The following is a 17,628-nucleotide window of genomic DNA, read 5'->3' on the forward strand; positions in this document are numbered from 1 at the left end:
GCTCAACGGATCGCCTCCAGCACTTCGCGGATGCGGGCGGCCGAGTCTTCAAGGTCTTCGCGCGCGGCCAAGGCCACTTCGGGCATTGTCGTCACTTCGATCGTGTCGAGGATCAGCGCATCGGTCGAATTGTAGAACTGCACGCGCCAGACATGCGGCGTCGCGGTCGCGGTGATCCGGCAATTGCCATAGCCGCGCGAGAGGATCGTCACCGCGCCCTCGCCCAGCATATAGTCGAGCAGCGTCAGGTCTTCTTCGGTATGCGGCAGGAGCGTCAGGTTGATCACATCCGCCGCACCGCCCACATAAGCCGCGGATTTGTCAAAGAGTTCCGCGATCAGCGCCGGGGCATTCACGACCCCGTCCGCAAGCGGCGGCAGCGCGGTCTGACCCTTGCGGAAGGGCTCGAACGCACGCGAGAGCGTCGCGGCGGGCACCGCCCCCACTTCGATGCGATCGACGCCCACGCCCGCCACCGACCAGACCCCGGCAAAGACCGATTCCTGCACCATCAGCGCCGGGATGCCGCGGATCTTCATCGCGACCTCGCCCTGCCCCATCGTCTCGGCGATCAGCGCGCGGTTCTGCGCATCAAGCCCTTCCAGATCGAAACTCGCCATGCCGCCCAGCGCACAGGCCTCGGCCGCCGCGGCGACGTCGGAAAGCAGTTTCAGCGCCGGGGCAACGGCGGAGGTATCCTCGACCTCGGGCAGATGCGCCGAATAGGTCCGCATGCCCGAGGGCAGCTGCATGTAGCCCAGTTCCTCATCGCCTTCGGGCTGCGAGCCGGGACCGAAACCGACGGGGGGCAGGTGGAAATTCGAAACCATGGCTCAGCCTTTCGCGGCAAGGATGTGGGACGTGCGGGCGATGTAATCGTCCCAGTCGCGGATCTTCTCGATGCCGCCAAGGAAGTCGCCGTCGCGGAAGAACAGGAACGAGGGGGTCTTCAGAACCCGGGTCGTTTCGCGCAGTTCGGCCTCGATGCCGTCACCGACCACGGCGCAGTCGAAGGCATTCTGGAAGGCCTGACGCAGCTCGGGCAGGACCACGGCCGCATCAGGGGTTTCCAGATTGCGCGCGCTGTCACCCGGCACGAACAGGCAATGCGCCCCGGGCCGCGTGGTGAATTCACGCAGGTCATGCGCATTGTCGAGCCGCGGCCAGCCGAAGTCGGTCGAAAGTCGGGCCACCAGCGGATGGGTCTTGCCCGAAGGCGCCGCCGTGTCGGGCATGTGAAAGTCGTGCATGGAAACCTCAGGCGCTGGTCTTGCCGGCGTCGAGCGCGGCTTGAAGATGGGGGGGAAGCTGGGGGCCGCGGGCTTCGAGATCGGCGAAGGCATCGCCCAGATCGCCACCTGCCATCAACGACCGCAGCCCACCAAGGGCCGCAGAAATCTGTGCCGCCTGTTCCGGCGTCAGCACTTCGCGCGCGGCGCCGAGGAAAGCCAGAACCCAGTCGCCGGGCCGCGCCTCGGGCGTCAGCGAGAGATCGACGAGACCCGGACGGCCATCCTCGATCACCTCGCCGCGGATACCCTCGACGGCGATCAGTTGCACGGGAATACCGACGCACATCAGGCGCGGACCTTCGCGGCGGAGGGGAAGAAGCGGTGATCGCCGATGCGGCAGGCCTCGTCTTCGGAGGGGCGACCGCGCTCGTAGACCTCACGGGCGAGCGAGGGATCGACGAGATCGTTGCTGACCGTCGCGCCTTTCGCCACATCGATGCCCCAGCCGTGCAGCTCGCGCACGGCCTCGAGGATCGCGTGATCGACCTGCTCGGCCACGGCCGGGCGCAGGGAGCCACCATAATCTTCAAGTTCGACCGGCTGGCACCCGATCAACGTCATGCGGCGCGGGCAATAGCCCATCAGCTGCGCCGTCGCGATCACGTCCTGAAAACCGGTCTGATGCAGCGACATCTTCTTCGCCCCCATGAAGGCGGGCACATCTTCATCACGCATCGTCACCAGCGTGCCGGGGGCGAAGCCGAAATCGACCGCATCAAAGACGATCAGCGCATCGGCCTCTTCGAGGAAGGGCAGCAGGTAAAGCCCCTGCGTGCCGCCATCAAGCAGGCGCACATTGGCCGGCAGGGCATGCGTTTCGGCCATGCGCTCGACACAGCGCACGCCAAAGCCCTCGTCGGCCCACAACACGTTGCCGATACCAAGAACAAGCACCCGTTCAGGTTGGAATGCTGGCATGGGTCCCTCCCTAAGACCGCCGCTCGCGCGGGCGTTCAGCCCCCTATGATGACCCAGCCCCCAGCCCCGGAAAACCCCGGGAAGAGAGTCGGATTATCGCAGATTTCGGAAACTAACTTATCAGTGTTTGATCAATTGCGGAAGCATAATTTCCACATCAAAACCGGGCGCAGATCGATCTGCGCCCGGCTCACAGCCTTGACCAAGGTCACTCGATACGGTCGTCCTTGAACGTCCGGTGGCCCGAGATCATCGTCGAGACCATCGACTGGCGGCTCATCACGTCCTCGCGGACCGCGGCGTAGATATGGATGATCGCGAAGATCACGATCGACCACATGCCGAGATGGTGCAGCGTATGCAGCCGTTGGCTGTTCTGCACGAGGCCCAGCACCCAACCGAAGAGCGTATCGGGAACCGAGCCTTGCCCCTCACCTTCGGCGTAAAGCGCCCAGCCCGTCACCATCATGAAGGTGATGCCGAGCGTGATGAAGGTGAACATCGCCGCCTGTGCCAACGGGTTGTGGCCGATGTACTTCTTCGGCTCTTCCTCAAGGAACAGATACCAGCGGAGTTCGAAGAAGAATTCCTGCCAGTAGCGCTTGTTGAAGACCGGGATGTAGAACATCTGCCAGGCGTGGCGGTTGCCCACGAAAGCCCAGTAGATGCGCCCGAAGAAGCCCACCGACAGCACCACGCCACAGGCGAAATGCGCAAAGCGGATGTAGCCCATGACGAACTGCTGCGTCGCCTCGCCGATCTGCATCGAGGGCAGCGGCGAGCCGATGAAGTAGCCGGTGATCACCAGAATGGTGATCGCCAGCGCGTTGACCCAGTGCCAGACCCGGACCGGGGCCTCGTAGACATAGACGGACGTGCGCCGCCGGATGCTTTCGAGGTCTTCGCGGGTGGCGTCACCGGTCAGTCGCGAGGCCTCGAAGATCTCGTCGGGGCCGCGGACTGGTGCGTTTATCCTTTCGTCGGAAACTCCCTTCATGGCGTCCCCCTTACCGGACCTTGACGGTGGTCAGGGGTTCGCCTTCGGCCGACATGACGTGGGTCGAGCAGGCCAGGCACGGGTCGAAGCTGTGCAGCGTGCGCAGGATTTCGACCGGTTCCTCGGGACGTTCCATCTTCGTGTTCAACAGCGAGGCCTCGAAGGCACCGATATTGCCCTGGCTGTCGCGGGGCGAGCCGTTCCAGGTCGTCGGCACGACGCATTGGTAGTTCTCGATGCGGCCGTCCTTGATCTTGACCCAGTGACCCAGCGCGCCGCGCGGCGCTTCGGTCATGCCGACGCCCTTGGCTTCCTTCGGCCAGGAGGACGGGTCCCACTTGTCGACATTCGCCGTCGAGCTGTCGCCGTTCTTGATGTTGGTGACGAGCTTGTCGAAGAAGTGCTTTTGCAGCCGCGTGCAGTATTCGGCCTCAAGCGCGCGCGCCGCAGTCCGGCCGAGCGTCGAGAACAGCGCCGAAACCGGCAGGTTCATGTCGCGCAGCAGGCCCTCGACCTGGTTCTTGATGTCTTCGTGACCCTTGGCATAGCCGACGATGTAGCGGGCAAGCGGCCCCACTTCCATCGCATTGCCGCGCCAGCGCGGCGCCTTGATCCACGAATATTTCGCGCCTTCGTCGATGTTCTCGATGTTGGTGCGGGTGCCCTTCAGGTTCGGGCCCAGCTCGAATTTCGGCTTGGTCTCACCATCCCAGGGGTGCAGACCCTTGCCCGGCTCGCCATACTCGTACCACGAGTGATCGACGAACTCCTGCACCTGCTCGGGGTCGGTCGTATCGACGTCATGCACCTCGTTCAGGTTGCCGTTGATGATCGCACCGCGCGGCAGATGCAGCTGCTCGGGGCTGAAATCATTCGGGTTTTCCGGGATATCGCCATAGGACAGCACCGACTTGCCCGAGAGGCCGCCGCCGTAGAGCCATTCCTTGTAGAAGCCGCCGATGGCCTTGAGGTCGGGCAGATAGACGTTGTTCGTGAATTCGATGCAGCGGTCGATGATCGAGGAGACGAGGTTCAACCGCTCCATGTTGATCGCGCCGACCGAACCCACGCCATCGACGTTGATCGGGCAGGGCACGCCGCCCACGAGCCAGTTCGGATGCGGGTTCTTGCCGCCGAAGATGGTGTGGATCTTGACGATGTCCTTTTGCAGGTCGAGCGCTTCCAGATAGTGCGTCGTCGCCATCAGATCGGCTTCGGGCGGCAGCTTGTAGGCCGGGTTGTCCCAATAGCCGTTCTTGAACAGCCCGAGCTGCCCGGATTCGACAAACTTCTTCAGACGGTTCTGCACGTCGCGGAAGTAGCCGGGGGAGGAGAGCGGATGGCTCGGGCTCACCATCTGCTGCAGTTCCGACGTCGCCTTCGGATCCGCCCGCAGCGCGTTGACCGGGTTCACCCAGTCGAGCGCATGCAGATGGTAGAAGTGCACGATGTGGTCGTGGATCTGCAGGTTCAGCTGCATGATGTTGCGGATCGAGTTCGCGTTGTCGGGGATGGTGATCCCCAGCGCGTTTTCGACCGCGCGGACCGAGGTCAGCGCATGGGTGCCGGTGCAGACGCCGCAGATGCGTTCGGTGAAGGCCCAGGCGTCGCGCGGATCGCGGCCCTTCAGGATGACTTCAAGGCCGCGCCACATCGTCCCGGTCGAGACGGCGTTGGTGATGATGCCCTGATCGTTCACGTTCACTTCGCAGCGCATGTGGCCTTCGATCCGGGTGACCGGGTCGACGACGATCCGCTTGCCTGCGTTGTCGAGGGTGAAGCCGTTCGGCGTTTGGGTCGTCATGGCTTACGCCTCCTCGTTCTTTTTCTGCGCGCGTTTCAGCACGGAGACGGCCGCATGGGCCGCGACGGCAGCACCGACCAGACCGGTCGCGGTCCAGCCGATCTTGTCAGCGGTGGCCTCGATGCCGAATTGCTTGATCGTGGTCAGCCGGTCATAGAAGCTGCCCTGATCCCAGAACCCGTCTTCCGAACAGCCGATGCAGCCGTGGCCCGACTGGATCGGGAAGCTGACGCCGCCGTTCCAGCGCACCGTCGAGCAGGCGTTGTAGGTGGTCGGGCCCTTGCAGCCCATCTTGTAAAGGCAATAGCCCTTGCGCGCGTTCTCGTCGTCCCAGTGCTCGACGAACTGACCGGCGTCGAAATGCGGGCGGCGGTAGCATTTGTCGTGGATGCGCTGGCTGTAGAACATCGCCGGGCGCCCCTGACGGTCGAGTTCCGGCATGCGTTCGAAGGTCAGCATGTAGGCGATGACGCCGGTCATGACTTCCGCGATCGGCGGGCAGCCCGGAACCTTGATGATCGGCTTGTCGGTGATCACCTTGTGCACCGGCGTCGCCTGCGTCGGGTTCGGCGCCGCGGCCTGCACGCAGCCATAAGACGCACAGGCGCCCCAGCTGATGATCGCCTTCGCGCCCTCGGCGGCATGGCGCAGTTTCTCGACGAAGGGCTTGCCGCCAGTGATGCAGAACATCCCGTCTTCGTTGAGCGGCGGGTTGCCCTCGACGGCCAGAATGTAGTTGCCCTTGTATTTCTCGATGGTTTCCTCGAACGCCGCTTCGGCGGCGTGACCGGCGGCGGCCATCAGCGTGTCGTCGTAATCGAGCGAGATCATCGACAGGACAACGTCCTTGGCCAGCGGATGCGCCGAGCGGATGAAGCTTTCCGAGCAGCAGGTGCACTCAAGCCCATGCACCCAAACGACCGGCGTGCGCGGCTTGGTTTCCATCGCTTCCGCAATCTTCGGCACGAAGGACGGGCCAAGACCCAGCGCCGCTGCGGTAAGCGAACAGAACTTCATGAAACTGCGCCGGGTGATCCCCTGACGCCGCATCACGTCATAGAAAGTTTCGATGTCCGACAATTATCCCTCCCTTGCCTCGGGATGCGTCGTGACCTGCAAGACGCGCCCATGGGTAGAGTGGAATTGTCACGGTTGGGTCGGTTTCCGCCAACGAGAAACGGCAAAATGTCGCAGAAAAAATTATCCTTCAATTTCAATCATGTGTAATTTTGTCACGCAAAAAATCTGGAAGGTTTTGGATCATTAAACCTTCCATTATGGTCAGAAGCCTTCCAATTTCACTGCCGCGACCAGCGCCTGCCCAAGGGCCAGCCCCCCATCGTTGGCGGGGATGCTGCGGTGCGTCAGAATCCTTTGCCCTGCCAGCATTTTTCGCGTCAAGGTTGCAAGTTTCGCATTCTGGAAACAGCCGCCCGACAGAGCCACCGCTTCGGCTCGACCGGTCTCGATCAGCCGTGCCGCCTCTGTGGCAAAAGCGCGGGCAAGGCTTGCATGCACCGCATGGGCGATGCGCGCGGGGCTCTCGCCTGCCGCCAAAAGTTGCAAGAGCGGCGCGGGATCGATCTCGCCCGCGACGACGGGCAGATCGGGGGCGGGTCCGGTGTCGGACGCCAGTGATTCCAACCGCATCGCCGCCTCGCCTTCGTAGCTTTGCCGCATCGGACAGAGGCCGAGACAGGCCGCAATCGCATCGAAAAGCCGCCCGGCGCTGGACGACAGCGGCGCGTTGATCCCCTTCGCTGCCATCTGCCGTGCCAGATCGCGCGGGGCATCCGGAAAAAGCCGATCCGCGAGATCGGAGAGCCCCGCCGCATCAAGCCGCACCAGCGCATTGCGCCAAGGCTCCATCTGCGCGCGATCCCCGCCGATCAGGGGCGCGGGCTTGAGCCAGGCGATGCGCTCGAAGCCGGTGTAATCGCCCAGAAGCAGCTCGCCGCCCCAGACCGTGCCATCGGGCCCAAGCCCGAGCCCGTCGAGCACGATCGCCGCCACCTTGCCGCCGTCCTTCGGCCAAAGGTTCTCGCCCAGACAGGCGGCCATATGGGCGTGGTGGTGCGCGACTTGGATCATCGGCACGCCAAGCGCCTCGGCCCGATTGGCGCCGTGGCGGGAGGCGCGGAAGTCGGGGTGCAGATCGACCGCCACCGCCTGCGGATGGTGGCCGAAAAGGCCCGCATAATCGGCATCGGCCTGCAGGAACGCCTCCCAGGTCAGGGCCTCGTCCAGCTCGCCAAGGTGATGGCCGAGCAGCGCCTGCCCGTTCTTGATCAGGCACAGCGCGGCCTTCATCTGCCCACCGTAAGCGACGACCTGCGGCGCGGTCTCGAACCCCGGCGGCAGCGGCAATGTGCCCGGCACCTGCCCGCGCGCGCGACGCAGCACCATCGGCGGATCGACCCGCACGACCGAGTCATCCAGCCGCCGGGCAATCTCGCGGTCATGCATCAGGAAGGAATCGGCAAAGGCCGACAGCTTGTCGCGCGCTTCCGCGTTGCCGATCACCTGCGGCTCGCCAGAGAGATTGCCGGAAGTCATCACCAGCACGCCGCCAAAGGCATCAAGCAACAGATGATGCAACGGCGTATAGGGCAGCATCACGCCCAGCTCGGCCACGCCGGGGGCGACGGTCTCGGGCAGCACGCCGCGCGACGGCATCAGCACGATTGGCGCGGCAGGATCGCGCAATGCGGAGAGTGCCTCGAGGCTGACGGACACGATCCGCTCCAGATCGCCTTCGCGGGCCATCAGCGCAAAGGGTTTTGCGGGGCGGCGTTTGCGCGCGCGCAATAGATCGACCGTCCCGGCATTGGCGGCATCGCAGGCCAGATGAAAGCCGCCGAGCCCTTTCACCGCAAGGATTTCCCCTGCCTTCAGCCGCTTAGCCGCCGCGGTGATGGCATCCCCCGCGACTTCGACGCCCCCGGCCTCGAGCCAAAGCCGCGGCCCGCACTCCGGGCAGGCAATCGGCTGAGCGTGAAACCTCCGGTCCGCCGGATCACCATACTCCGCGCGACAGGCCGGGCACATCGCAAAGGGGGCCATCGTCGTGCGGGAGCGATCATAGGGCAGCGATTGCAGGATGGTGAAGCGCGGCCCGCAATGGGTGCAGTTGGTGAAAGCATAGCCGCGCCGCCGCCCCTGCCCCCGGATTTCTTCCAGACAGGCCGGACAGGTCGCGGCATCGGGCGTCACCCGCGTCTCGGCCCCTGCCCCACCCGAGGCAATGATCTCGAACCCTTCGGGCAGGTCGTCAATAAAAACTGCGATCACCTCGACCGCATCAACCCGCGCCAGCGGCGGCGCCTGATCCCGCAAGGCATCGGCGAAATCGCCAAGCGCCCCGGCGATCCGCACCAGCACCCCCTCGGCGTCGTTCAGCACCACTCCGCGCAACCCGCGCGCCCGCGCCAATTGCCAGACGAAGGGCCGGAACCCGACCCCTTGCACCTGCCCGCGCACCCTGATCTGCCAACCCTGCATTTATCTTGCCTCAAATATCTCGGGGGTGTGGGGGCAGAGCCCCCACCGCGCTCAATGCACGGTGCACACCATGCAGGGATCGAAACTGCGCACGATATGCTGCACGGCGATCGGACTGTCCTCGCCCGGTTCGACCGGAGCCCCGACCAGCGCCGCCTCCAACGGCCCCGGCACGCCCGCGGCATCGCGGGGGGAAAAGTTCCAGGTCGTCGGCGCGATGATCTGATAGGAGGCGATCTTGCCGCCCTCGATCCGCAACCAATGGCCAAGACTGCCGCGCGCGGCCTCGACCAGCCCCGCGCCCGCGCCCGCCTCGGGCATCCGCCCCTGCCGCATGAAGACCGCGCCGGGGTCGAGCGCCTCGGCCCAGGCCTCCATCAGCGCCTGCGTCCGCGCCAGTTCCAGCAGCCGCCCGGCCACCCGCGCCAGCACGCCGCCGCCCGCAAGCTGCCCCGCCAGAGGATGGCCGTCGATCAGTTGTCGCGCCAGCGCGCCCACCTCGACCGGGGCGCCCTCCAGCCGCGGCGCTTTGCACCAGCTGTAGGCGCCCTCGCGCATCGTCTCGTCGGGGCGGGTCACGCCGTCGAAGGGATGCGCACTGCCGCCCAGCATCCACGAATGGCTCAGATCCTCGGCAATCGCCGCCATGTTCGGCGCCGTGACCTCGCCCGCCTGCCACAGGCCGGGGGCGAAGCCATGCCCCTCGACCAGCGGATAGGCGCCGAAACTCAGATAGCGCCCGGCGCCGCGGCCCAGCGCGTCCAGATCCAGATCGGCAGCGATTTCAAGGAAAAGCCCCGCATCGCCACGATCCCAGCGCATCAGCGCCGACCGGCTGTCGAGCGCCGCGAAGTCTTCCAGCGCGCCGCCGAAGACCTGCGTTTCCAGATGTTTGCGGAACATCCGCAGCTCGGTCTGGATGCGCAGCACGTCGCGCGCCCCCGGCGTGCGGGTGACGCCGCCCGGCTGCAGCGCCAGCGTATGCGGCCATTTCCCGGCGACAAGGCCAAGGATGTGCATCAGCCCCGCGCGCGCGGCGATGGCGGCCCGGGCCGCCTGCCCCTCGATCGCGGCGAAGCGCGCGACGGCACGCGGAGACCACGGCCGCGCGGCGTAACAGGGCCGGGTGAAATCGGGCATGAAGAACAGGTTGAAATGCACAAGATGGTCCGAGACATTCTCGACCGCATGGATCAGCGCCGCGAGCATCGCGCCCTGATCGGTCGGCACCAGCCCCATCGCCGCGCCGAGCGCCCGCGCGGCGGCGGCCGATTGCGAGATCGAGCAGATGCCGCAGATCCGCGGCGTCAGCGTCAGCGCATCGCGGGGATCACGGCCATCGAGCATGCGCTCGAACCCGCGATAGAGCGGCGCATTGACCCGGGCCGCGGTGACGCGCCCTTCGGCCACATCGAGATGCACTTCCAGATCGCCCTCGACCCGGTTGAAGGGGCCGACGACCAGACGCGGCGTCTCGCTCATCGCCGACCTCCGGGCTTGCGGATCGTCGGCGGCACGGTGATGCGCGGGGCCACGGCGTTCTTGGCGATCCGCTCGGGCGTGGCAGCTTTCGAGAGCGAGGCGAGCGCCATGAACCAGGCCTTCGGCATGTCGGCGGGCAGCCCCACCGGAATGCCTGCCACTTTCGGCGTTTCGGTGAAGGGGTGGCGGGGTTCCTCGAACTCGGGCGCGGTGCAGGCGATGCAGGGATAGCCGCCACGGGTGCACGACCCCTCGCCGTTCCAGGGGCGGATGTTGCAGTCGCCCACGGCCTGCGTGCCGACGCAGCCCAGATGTTCCATCATGCAGCCCAGATCCGACAGCTCGCGGGCCGAGGCCTTGTATTCATAGAATTCGTTGCGCGGGCAGCCGTGATGCACAAGATGCTGCGCATAAAAAAGCGGCCGCCCGAGACTGTCGAGATCGGTCTCGGTCAGCCGCGCCTTGGCCAGCAACATCAGCGTCTCGGTCACCCAGCCCGGATGGGTCGGGCAGCCCGCGACATTGACGACGGGCAGGCCCAGCCCGGCCCGGAAGCCCGCCGCCAGCACCCCGCCCGGATGCGCGCCGTCATACTGCAGCCCGACCGCATCGGACGGGTTCCCCCCGGCCGAGGTCACGCCGCCATAGGCCGCACAAGACCCCACCGCCACCACATGCGCGGCCTTCGGCGCGAGCGCCCGCACCCAGTCGAGCATCGAGCGCCCGGTGCCCGAGAGCATCTGAAACCGCCCGGTGCCCATCGGCCCGCGCGCAATCGCCCCTTCGACCGCCAAACAATCGAGCGCGATCTCGCCCGCCTCCAGCGCCTGCAGGAGCTGCGTCACCTCGCCCCCCGAGGCAAGGCTCAGCGCCGGATGCCAGAGGAACTCGACCCCCGCCGCGGCCAGCGTATCGATCAGATCAGGGGCCTCGGCACAAAGCGCCGACATCGTGCAGCCGCCGCAGCCCGAGGCCTGAAGCCACAGAACCTTCATTGCGGTTCCCCTGCCAGCGCCAGATCGAAGCAGAAACAGGCGCCGCCAAGCGGGCTTTCGGGCAAAAGCCTGAGCCGCCCGCCGTGTTCCTCGACGATCTTGTGACTGATCGAGAGGCCCAGCCCGGTGCCCTTGCCGACGTCCTTGGTGGTGAAGAACGGATCGAAGATCGTCGCGGCCACGTCCTCGGGCACGCCCGGCCCGGTGTCGGAGACGACGAGTTCGCCGCGGTCCCCGGCGATCCGCGCCTCGATGCGGATGCGGCCGTCCTGAAAATCGCCCATCGCATCGATGGCATTTTGCACCAGATTCATCACCACCTGCTGGATATGGCCGGGCCGCCCGATCACGTCGAGCTTCGGCAGGCCGGTGAAATCGACCGCTACCGCCGTTTTCGAGCCGCGCCGCACCCAATCGGCCGCCACCCCCGCCGTCGCCACCAGATCGAAGACGACCTGCTCGCCCGTGCCTTCGGAGGAGAGCCGGCGCAGATCTTCGACGATGGCGCGCACGCGCTCGGCCCCGTCGCGGGCGCCATTGATCGCGGTTCGCAGATTGCCGACCTCGCGTTCCAGCTTCAGATTTTCACGCAAGCTGACGAGCTCTTCGCGCGAGGCGCCCGCCTGCACCGCGGCGAAATAGGTCTCGAATTTCGCCGCGTAACGCTCCATCGCATGGGCATTGGCATAGACGAAGGAAATCGGGTTGTTCAGTTCATGCGCCACCCCCGCCAGCAACCGGCCAAGCGAGGCGAGCTTTTCATTGCGCACCAGCTGTGCCTGTGCCGCGATCAGCGCGGCATGCGAGCGTTCCAGTTCCGAATAGGCCTGCCGCAATTCGCCCAAGGGGCGACCGGTCAGCACATAGCCGATGATGCGGTCGCGCTCATCGAGCCTCGGACTGACCGAGAGTTCGAGTGGCGCGGGGCCGCGCGGACCCAGCAGCGCCGCCTCGACGGTGACCGGGGCGCGGCGGTTCGCGGCCTCGGCCATCGTCCGTTCAAGCCGCGCGCCCGAGGCCGGATCGAACATCGCCGCGAGGGGGCGACCCTGCCAGACCTCCGACCGCACGCCGGTCAGCGCCTCGACCGAGGCCGAGGTGCCCAGCACCTCCCCCGTGCGCGAGGCGACGATCAGCGCATCCGAGACCGAGGCGAAAATCGAGCCAAGATAGGACCGCAGATCCTCGAGTTCGTGGTTCTGCCGCTCAAGCCGCTCCTGATAATCGACAAGTTCGGCATAGGTGCGGTCGACGGCCGAGAGCACATCGACCCAGACGGCATCGCTGGCCTCCATGCCGGGCAGGAGGCCGCCCAGATTGGCCGGGTCGAAACGGGGCGGACTGTCCTTGACGGGCGGTCGGGGCATGATGCAGCTCCGGTATGGTCGGGGCTCAGCATATCGGGCCAAGAGCCCCGCGCAAGGGGCTGGCCCCGGCAGACCGCGCTGAAACGGGGGGCTTACTCGGCCGCCGGGCGACGGCGATCTTCGTGCAGGGGCGAAAGATCCTCAAGCGGGCCGGTCTCGGCCGCCTGCCAGCGATCCAGCCCCGGCCAGGACAGCAGCGGGATCAGAAAGCCCCAGGCCTTCGCCAGATTGGCCCGGGCGGTCTCGCTCAGGCCTTCCTCCAGCGCGAAGCTTTCCCCGCGCAGGCACAGGACGAAGGCGGGCGGCGGCTCGTCATGCATGACCTGTCGGAAGGCCTCAAGCACGCCTTCGGGGCCGATGCCGTGGCTCGTCGAATGGCCAAGGAAGCGGCGCGGCGCGGTCTGCACGAAGGCAAAGGGCGCGGGCGTGCCCATCCCGGCATCGATGAACAGTGCCATATCCTGCCCGACGAGATCGAGCGCATGTTCGACCTGCAGCTGCATATCCTCGATCAGCGTGATGTGCTGCCATCCCGCCGTCGCGATCCGGGCCGCCAGACGCGGGCCAAGCCCGTCATCGCCGCGACTTTCATTGCCCCAGGCAAAGACGACCAGACGCGGGCCTAGGATGGAACGCAGCATGATACCCCCCCGTCGGCGCCCCGGCGCAGGCCCGAGACAACCGCGCCCCCGGCGTCGATCAGTTCGACCGAGAGCGGCATCTGCCCCAGCGCATGGGTGGCGCAGGCCAGACAGGGGTCATAGGCGCGGATCGCGACCTCGATATGGCCCAAGAGCCCCTCGGTGATCTCGCTGCCGTCGAAATACTGCGCCGTAACGTTGCGGACCGCCTCGTTCATCGCCTGGGTGTTGTTCGTGGTCGAGATGATCAGCTCGCAGCGGCGCACGCGGGCGTCGTCGTCGACCTCGTAGCGGTGGAAAAGCGTGCCGCGCGGGGCTTCGATCACACCGATCGCCTCGCGTTGGGGCATGCCCCGGTCGGCCATCAGATCGTGCCCCAGCAGCTCGGGATCGTCGAGCAGGTCGCGGATCAGCTCGGCCGCATGCAGCAGCTCGACCAGCCGCGCCCCATGATAGAACAGCGTTCCATGCAACGGCTTCCCGCCACCGGCGGCGAGAAGCCGCTGCCGTTCGGTCTCGGCCTTCTCGGAGGTCAGAAGGTCGCAGACCTGCAAGCGGGCCAGCGGGCCGACGCGATACCAGCCCGTCTCGGGGCCAAGCGCGCGAATATGGGGACCGCCCGGGCCGGGCTCTTCGGCCAGAACGCCGCGATAGGCTGCGGGGGCGACACCGTCGAAGAGCGTCGCGCCCAGCGCATCGCGGGCCCGCAACCGACCGGTGTAGAAATCCAGCGCCCCACCCCGGCCGACAAGGCCGATCATGTTGCCGCCGACTTCGCCGAAATGATCGTAGAAGGCCGGGTTGGTGTCGTGCAGACGTTCGAGCACGCGCAGCGCGCCCACCGCCCAGTCGATCACCTGATCGACATCGGCGCGCAGCAGGTCACGGCTTTCCCGCGCCAGCGCCCGGCGCATGCCCCCCGGCACCGCGCCCGCCCCCGCAAGACGACGGCCCGCGACGGCGCGGACCACCTCCTGCCCGAAGCGGCGCATCAGCACGCCTTCGGTGGCGAGTTGCGGAAAGCCGCGCGCCACATCGACAAGGCCGCGCCGGTTGGTCTCGTTGTCGAAGCCCAGCAGCAGGTCGGGCTCGGTCAGATGATAGAGATGCACGGCATGGCTCTGCACGAACTGGCCGCAATGCATCAGCCGACGCAGCTTTTCCGCCGTGGGGGTGAGCCGGTCGTAGCCCGCGATCCGGTCCATCGCCTTGACGGCGGCCAGATGATGGCTGACCGGACAGATGCCGCAAAGCCGCTGCACCGCCTCTGGCACTTCGTCATAGGGACGGCCCTCGATGAATGCCTCGAAGCCGCGCAGGGCGAGGATCTGCAGATCGACCTGATGCACCCGCCCCCGCGCATCAAGCTGGATCGTGACCTTGCCACGTCCTTCGTGGCCCACCTCCTCGGACAGTGCGACCGGCTCGGGAAGCATCCGGGCCGGAAACCGGGGAACTGGGGTCGTCTCGAGGGCAAGCATCAGGGCACTCAACGGCAGTAGCGGGCGGCGGAACCGCCGAACGAGGGGAAAGGACCGGAGGGGCACGTGGCAAAGGAACAAGTCGCGCCAACGTCCGGTCGAGGGTCATGGAGAGGTCGAGCACAATCGCCCAAGGTCTTGTGGTCTGGTGCGGGTCTGTTCCGGCACCGACGCCATGTCATCAGGGGTCTTTGTGTCCGACCCGACCCCGTATCCATGTTCCAAGACCAGCGGCACCGCGCGGCTCGAACCTCTCCATCCTCCACCCTTCCCTTGGGATGAGTCAAAATTGCGCCCAACCGGGGGGGCGGGTCAAACGTTTTGCCCTGGTTGGTAAAAAGCTTTTCACCACGCCCTGACGAACCGCACCCCGCCCCGAAAAGCGCCACGCGGACAAACGTAATGCATACTGACCATTATGCCCGCGACCATTGAGACCCGGGCAGCGCCAGACAGGATTATCGGGGCGCCCCGGGCAATCCGGCTGAAAAATATAGACGAAAAGCCCTCCATCCGAAGCCCGCGCCGCGAAAACGAGCCTCAAAACACACGGAGCCGTGACTTGCGTGCGATTTTCGCACCGAAATATGGCCACATCGGCCTCATTTGCAGGCGGAGTTCGCGCGCGCAAATTTCGCCTCATGATTGATTATTTCTGAATAATACACCATCAATACGTGCATTTCCGCAAATATGCGCGGATCAGAGGACGCCCACAAAATACCCCGAGAACGGCGCGCTTGCCATCAGGGGAAAAAAATGGAAGCAAACTTTCCATTGACACCTTTTCAGCCAGAGTCACCCCTCATTCCCGGCTCCTTGCCCCCATCGGACGAAAGACACAGCCCCCAAACCAGAAGGAAAAACCGGAAAGCGACCCTTTGAAAGTCGCATGCGACATTAAGTCAACCTGAAACAACTCCAGAAATTCGAGGATTTCCGCCGATCTGTAAGGGATTATTGACAGATGGCTGCGACATTTGAGCTCCACTCCGCGATGTTTCCCAGTTTCGTCCGTAGCGTTCTGCGGCCCGGCCCGTCCAACCCTCCCAGTCTGCAAGGCCCATGAAAAACAAATTCTTCGGTATATCCGCTCGCATCTATGCGATCGTGGCCATCGCCGCGATCGCGCTGGTCATCCTGTCCGAAACCCTTGTGCATTTCGCAGTGAAAAACGCCTATGACATGAGGGAACAACACCTGAGCGACGTGGTCGATACCGCGATCGGCGTGCTGTCCGATCTCGAAGCACAGGTGCAGGCAGGCAAGCTCACCCCCGCCGAAGCAAAGGCGGAAGGGGCGCGTCGTCTGACGGGGCTGCGCTTCGACAAGTCGGGCTATTTCTTCATTCTGGACCATGACGGGGTGATTCAGGCGCATCCGACGATGCCGGCTTGGGTCGGGCAGTCGCAGCTTGATTACACCGACCCCTACGGCAAGAAGATCTTCGTCGAGATGCTCGACATCGCCAAGACCGCGGGCAGTGGCGAAGTGCATTATCATTTCAAGAAACCCGACAGCGAAACGCCGGAGGAAAAAATCGGTTTCGTGCGCGATTTCGCCCCCTGGGGCTGGATCGTCGGGACCGGATCCTATGTGGCCGATATCGCCGCAGCGTTGGCCGAATTGCGCAAGCTTTCGCTGATCTCGATGATCGTCGCCCTGCTGGCGCTGGGGGGCGCTGCAACGGCGCTGGCACGTTCGGTCACCGGGCCGTTCGGGGCCGTGCATGACCGGATGCGCAAGATGACCGAGGGGGATACCGAGACGGCGGTGCCCTGCACCACGATCCGCGGCGAAGTGGGCGAGATGGCGCGGGCGCTGGACGTGTTCCGGGCCTCGCTGGCGGAAAAAGCGGAACTGTCGCGGCAGCAGCGCGCGCAGGAAGCCGAGATGGCCCGGGCCGAGATGCAGGCGCGCGAACGCGAAGAAGCCCTGCGCAAGCGCGAGCAGGAGGCCGAAGCCGAACTGCAGCGCGCCGAGGCCGCACGTCAAGCCGAACGCGAAGCCGAACGTCAAAGGATCGAGGCCGAGCGCGAGGCGCAGATGCGCGAGCAGCTGAATGTCGTCACCGCTCTGGCGCAGGGCTTGCAGGCGCTGTCTTCGGGCGACCTGACGGCCCGAATCACCGAGATTTTCCCCCCCGCCTACGAGGGATTGCGCAAGGATTTCAACGCAGCCATCGACAAGGTCGCGGGGCTGATCACCTCGATCGTGCAAACGACCGACGTGGTCGAGACGGAAGCAGGGCAACTCGGCACGGCCTCGATGGAGCTTGGCCGACGCACGGAAACCCAGGCTGCGTCTCTTGAGGAGACCGCGGCGGCGATGAACGAGATGGCAGCCTCGGTTGCGCAATCGGTCGAAGGGGCGCGGTCTGCGGCGCAGGCGGTGAACCGCACCCGCGCCACCACCGCCACCGGGCGCGACGTGGTGCGTCAGACGCAGCGGGCGATGGACGACATTGCGCAAAGCTCGGACAAGATTTCGCGCATCACCCATGTGATCGACGACATCGCCTTCCAGACCAACCTTCTGGCGCTGAACGCCGGGGTCGAAGCGGCCCGTGCGGGCGAGACCGGGCGCGGCTTTGCCGTCGTCGCCTCCGAGGTGCGGGCGCTCGCGCAGCGTTCGTCGGAAGCGGCGCGCGAGATTGCGGCGCTGATCGACACGTCCTCGCGGCAGGTCGCGGCCGGGGTCGATCTGGCGGCACGGTCCGACACCGCTCTCGGCGAAATCGAAACGCTGGTCACCGAACTCGACACGCTGCTTGACGGGATTGCGAATGCTGCCGCCGAGCAATCCTCGGGCATTGCGGAGGTGACGGCCGCGGTGAACCAGCTCGATCAGGTGACCCAGCATAACGCCGCGATGTTCGAAGAGAATTCGGCCGCGACGCAGGGGCTTTTGCATGAGGCCCGCACGCTGAAGGAATTCAGCGCCGTCTTCCGCATCGGCACGCATGCCTCGGGAAATTCCTGGGATCATCAGATCGCTTGCTGAGGCACAGACCGCGCTGCGGCGCGGCACCTTTTCGCAAAGTCACGCAACCCCGGTCATCGCGCCGGGGTTCGTTTTGTGGCATCGGCGCCGGGGCGCCTGCGACAAAAACAACAAATTTATCAATCTGAGCGCGGCTTCACCTGCCTT

At 65.6% G+C, this 17,628-nt stretch carries 14 protein-coding genes; 1 reads left to right on the forward strand and 13 read right to left on the reverse strand.

Features of this window, described 5'->3' with window-relative positions; genetic code table 11:
• Positions 1 to 2: 2 nt before the first annotated feature.
• The 13 genes from ACTTAI_RS15510 to ACTTAI_RS15570 all read right to left on the reverse strand — a co-directional run bounded on the left by ACTTAI_RS15510 (position 3) and on the right by ACTTAI_RS15570 (position 14,478).
• The gene (locus ACTTAI_RS15510) at positions 3 to 830 is read right to left on the reverse strand and encodes a hydrogenase expression/formation protein (RefSeq protein WP_444452414.1); all 828 of its coding nucleotides are present in this window, start codon (positions 828 to 830) and stop codon (positions 3 to 5) included.
• A gap of 3 nt (positions 831 to 833) precedes the next feature.
• Positions 834 to 1,250, reverse strand: coding sequence for a hydrogenase accessory protein (locus ACTTAI_RS15515; RefSeq protein WP_444452415.1), 417 nt, complete (start codon positions 1,248 to 1,250; stop codon positions 834 to 836).
• A gap of 7 nt (positions 1,251 to 1,257) precedes the next feature.
• Positions 1,258 to 1,578 carry a HypC/HybG/HupF family hydrogenase formation chaperone gene (locus ACTTAI_RS15520; RefSeq protein WP_444452416.1) on the reverse strand — a complete coding sequence of 107 codons (321 nt, stop codon included), beginning with the start codon at positions 1,576 to 1,578 and terminating at the stop codon, positions 1,258 to 1,260.
• The gene (locus ACTTAI_RS15525) at positions 1,578 to 2,210 is read right to left on the reverse strand and encodes a HyaD/HybD family hydrogenase maturation endopeptidase (protein WP_444452417.1); all 633 of its coding nucleotides are present in this window, start codon (positions 2,208 to 2,210) and stop codon (positions 1,578 to 1,580) included. Before ACTTAI_RS15525 ends, ACTTAI_RS15520 begins: the two co-directional genes overlap by 1 nt.
• 208 nt (positions 2,211 to 2,418) lie before the next feature.
• A complete protein-coding gene (gene cybH / locus ACTTAI_RS15530) occupies positions 2,419 to 3,207 on the reverse strand; it encodes a Ni/Fe-hydrogenase, b-type cytochrome subunit (RefSeq protein ID WP_444452418.1) in 789 nt (262 codons plus the stop codon).
• A gap of 10 nt (positions 3,208 to 3,217) precedes the next feature.
• Positions 3,218 to 5,011, reverse strand: a complete 1,794-nt coding sequence (locus tag ACTTAI_RS15535) for a nickel-dependent hydrogenase large subunit (protein ID WP_444452419.1) — start codon at positions 5,009 to 5,011, stop codon at positions 3,218 to 3,220.
• Positions 5,012 to 5,014: 3 nt separating this feature from the next.
• Complete coding sequence (locus ACTTAI_RS15540; protein WP_444452420.1) at positions 5,015 to 6,091, reverse strand: hydrogenase small subunit; 1,077 nt, start codon at positions 6,089 to 6,091, stop codon at positions 5,015 to 5,017.
• Between the two features lie 201 nt (positions 6,092 to 6,292).
• Positions 6,293 to 8,512, reverse strand: a complete 2,220-nt coding sequence (gene hypF / locus ACTTAI_RS15545) for a carbamoyltransferase HypF (RefSeq protein WP_444452421.1) — start codon at positions 8,510 to 8,512, stop codon at positions 6,293 to 6,295.
• Between the two features lie 51 nt (positions 8,513 to 8,563).
• Complete coding sequence (locus ACTTAI_RS15550; protein ID WP_444452422.1) at positions 8,564 to 9,994, reverse strand: nickel-dependent hydrogenase large subunit; 1,431 nt, start codon at positions 9,992 to 9,994, stop codon at positions 8,564 to 8,566.
• Positions 9,991 to 10,989, reverse strand: coding sequence for a HupU protein (locus tag ACTTAI_RS15555; protein ID WP_444452423.1), 999 nt, complete (start codon positions 10,987 to 10,989; stop codon positions 9,991 to 9,993). The genes ACTTAI_RS15550 and ACTTAI_RS15555 overlap by 4 nt, the downstream gene beginning before the upstream one ends.
• A complete protein-coding gene (locus tag ACTTAI_RS15560; protein ID WP_444455787.1) occupies positions 10,986 to 12,284 on the reverse strand; it encodes a sensor histidine kinase in 1,299 nt (432 codons plus the stop codon). The genes ACTTAI_RS15555 and ACTTAI_RS15560 overlap by 4 nt, the downstream gene beginning before the upstream one ends.
• 164 nt (positions 12,285 to 12,448) lie before the next feature.
• Positions 12,449 to 12,997, reverse strand: a complete 549-nt coding sequence (locus tag ACTTAI_RS15565; protein ID WP_444452424.1) for a hydrogenase maturation protease — start codon at positions 12,995 to 12,997, stop codon at positions 12,449 to 12,451.
• A complete protein-coding gene (locus ACTTAI_RS15570) occupies positions 12,979 to 14,478 on the reverse strand; it encodes a Ni/Fe hydrogenase subunit alpha (RefSeq protein WP_444452425.1) in 1,500 nt (499 codons plus the stop codon). Before ACTTAI_RS15570 ends, ACTTAI_RS15565 begins: the two co-directional genes overlap by 19 nt.
• Before the next feature lie 1,065 nt (positions 14,479 to 15,543).
• Here ACTTAI_RS15570 and ACTTAI_RS15575 point away from each other — a divergent pair.
• Positions 15,544 to 17,481 (forward strand): methyl-accepting chemotaxis protein, encoded by a 1,938-nt coding sequence (locus ACTTAI_RS15575; protein ID WP_444452426.1) that lies wholly within the window; start codon positions 15,544 to 15,546, stop codon positions 17,479 to 17,481.
• Positions 17,482 to 17,628 lie beyond the last annotated feature (147 nt).

It is taken from the genome of Rhodobacter capsulatus, assembly GCF_052363175.1.
GTDB lineage: Bacteria > Pseudomonadota > Alphaproteobacteria > Rhodobacterales > Rhodobacteraceae > Rhodobacter > Rhodobacter capsulatus_D.

Excerpts from the sequence above, each read along its gene's own strand:
- ACTTAI_RS15510 (WP_444452414.1), bottom strand. The coding sequence starts at position 830 with ATGGTTTCGAATTTCCACCTGCCCCCCGTCGGTTTCGGTCCCGGCTCG.
- ACTTAI_RS15515 (WP_444452415.1), bottom strand. The coding sequence starts at position 1,250 with ATGCACGACTTTCACATGCCCGACACGGCGGCGCCTTCGGGCAAGACC.
- ACTTAI_RS15520 (WP_444452416.1), bottom strand. The coding sequence starts at position 1,578 with ATGTGCGTCGGTATTCCCGTGCAACTGATCGCCGTCGAGGGTATCCGC.
- ACTTAI_RS15525 (WP_444452417.1), bottom strand. The coding sequence starts at position 2,210 with ATGCCAGCATTCCAACCTGAACGGGTGCTTGTTCTTGGTATCGGCAAC.
- cybH (WP_444452418.1), bottom strand. The coding sequence starts at position 3,207 with ATGAAGGGAGTTTCCGACGAAAGGATAAACGCACCAGTCCGCGGCCCC.
- ACTTAI_RS15535 (WP_444452419.1), bottom strand. The coding sequence starts at position 5,011 with ATGACGACCCAAACGCCGAACGGCTTCACCCTCGACAACGCAGGCAAG.
- hypF (WP_444452421.1), bottom strand. The coding sequence starts at position 8,512 with ATGCAGGGTTGGCAGATCAGGGTGCGCGGGCAGGTGCAAGGGGTCGGG.
- ACTTAI_RS15550 (WP_444452422.1), bottom strand. The coding sequence starts at position 9,994 with ATGAGCGAGACGCCGCGTCTGGTCGTCGGCCCCTTCAACCGGGTCGAG.
- ACTTAI_RS15555 (WP_444452423.1), bottom strand. The coding sequence starts at position 10,989 with ATGAAGGTTCTGTGGCTTCAGGCCTCGGGCTGCGGCGGCTGCACGATG.
- ACTTAI_RS15560 (WP_444455787.1), bottom strand. The coding sequence starts at position 12,284 with ATGGAGGCCAGCGATGCCGTCTGGGTCGATGTGCTCTCGGCCGTCGAC.
- ACTTAI_RS15565 (WP_444452424.1), bottom strand. The coding sequence starts at position 12,997 with ATGCTGCGTTCCATCCTAGGCCCGCGTCTGGTCGTCTTTGCCTGGGGC.
- ACTTAI_RS15570 (WP_444452425.1), bottom strand. The coding sequence starts at position 14,478 with ATGCTTGCCCTCGAGACGACCCCAGTTCCCCGGTTTCCGGCCCGGATG.
- ACTTAI_RS15575 (WP_444452426.1), top strand. The coding sequence starts at position 15,544 with ATGAAAAACAAATTCTTCGGTATATCCGCTCGCATCTATGCGATCGTG.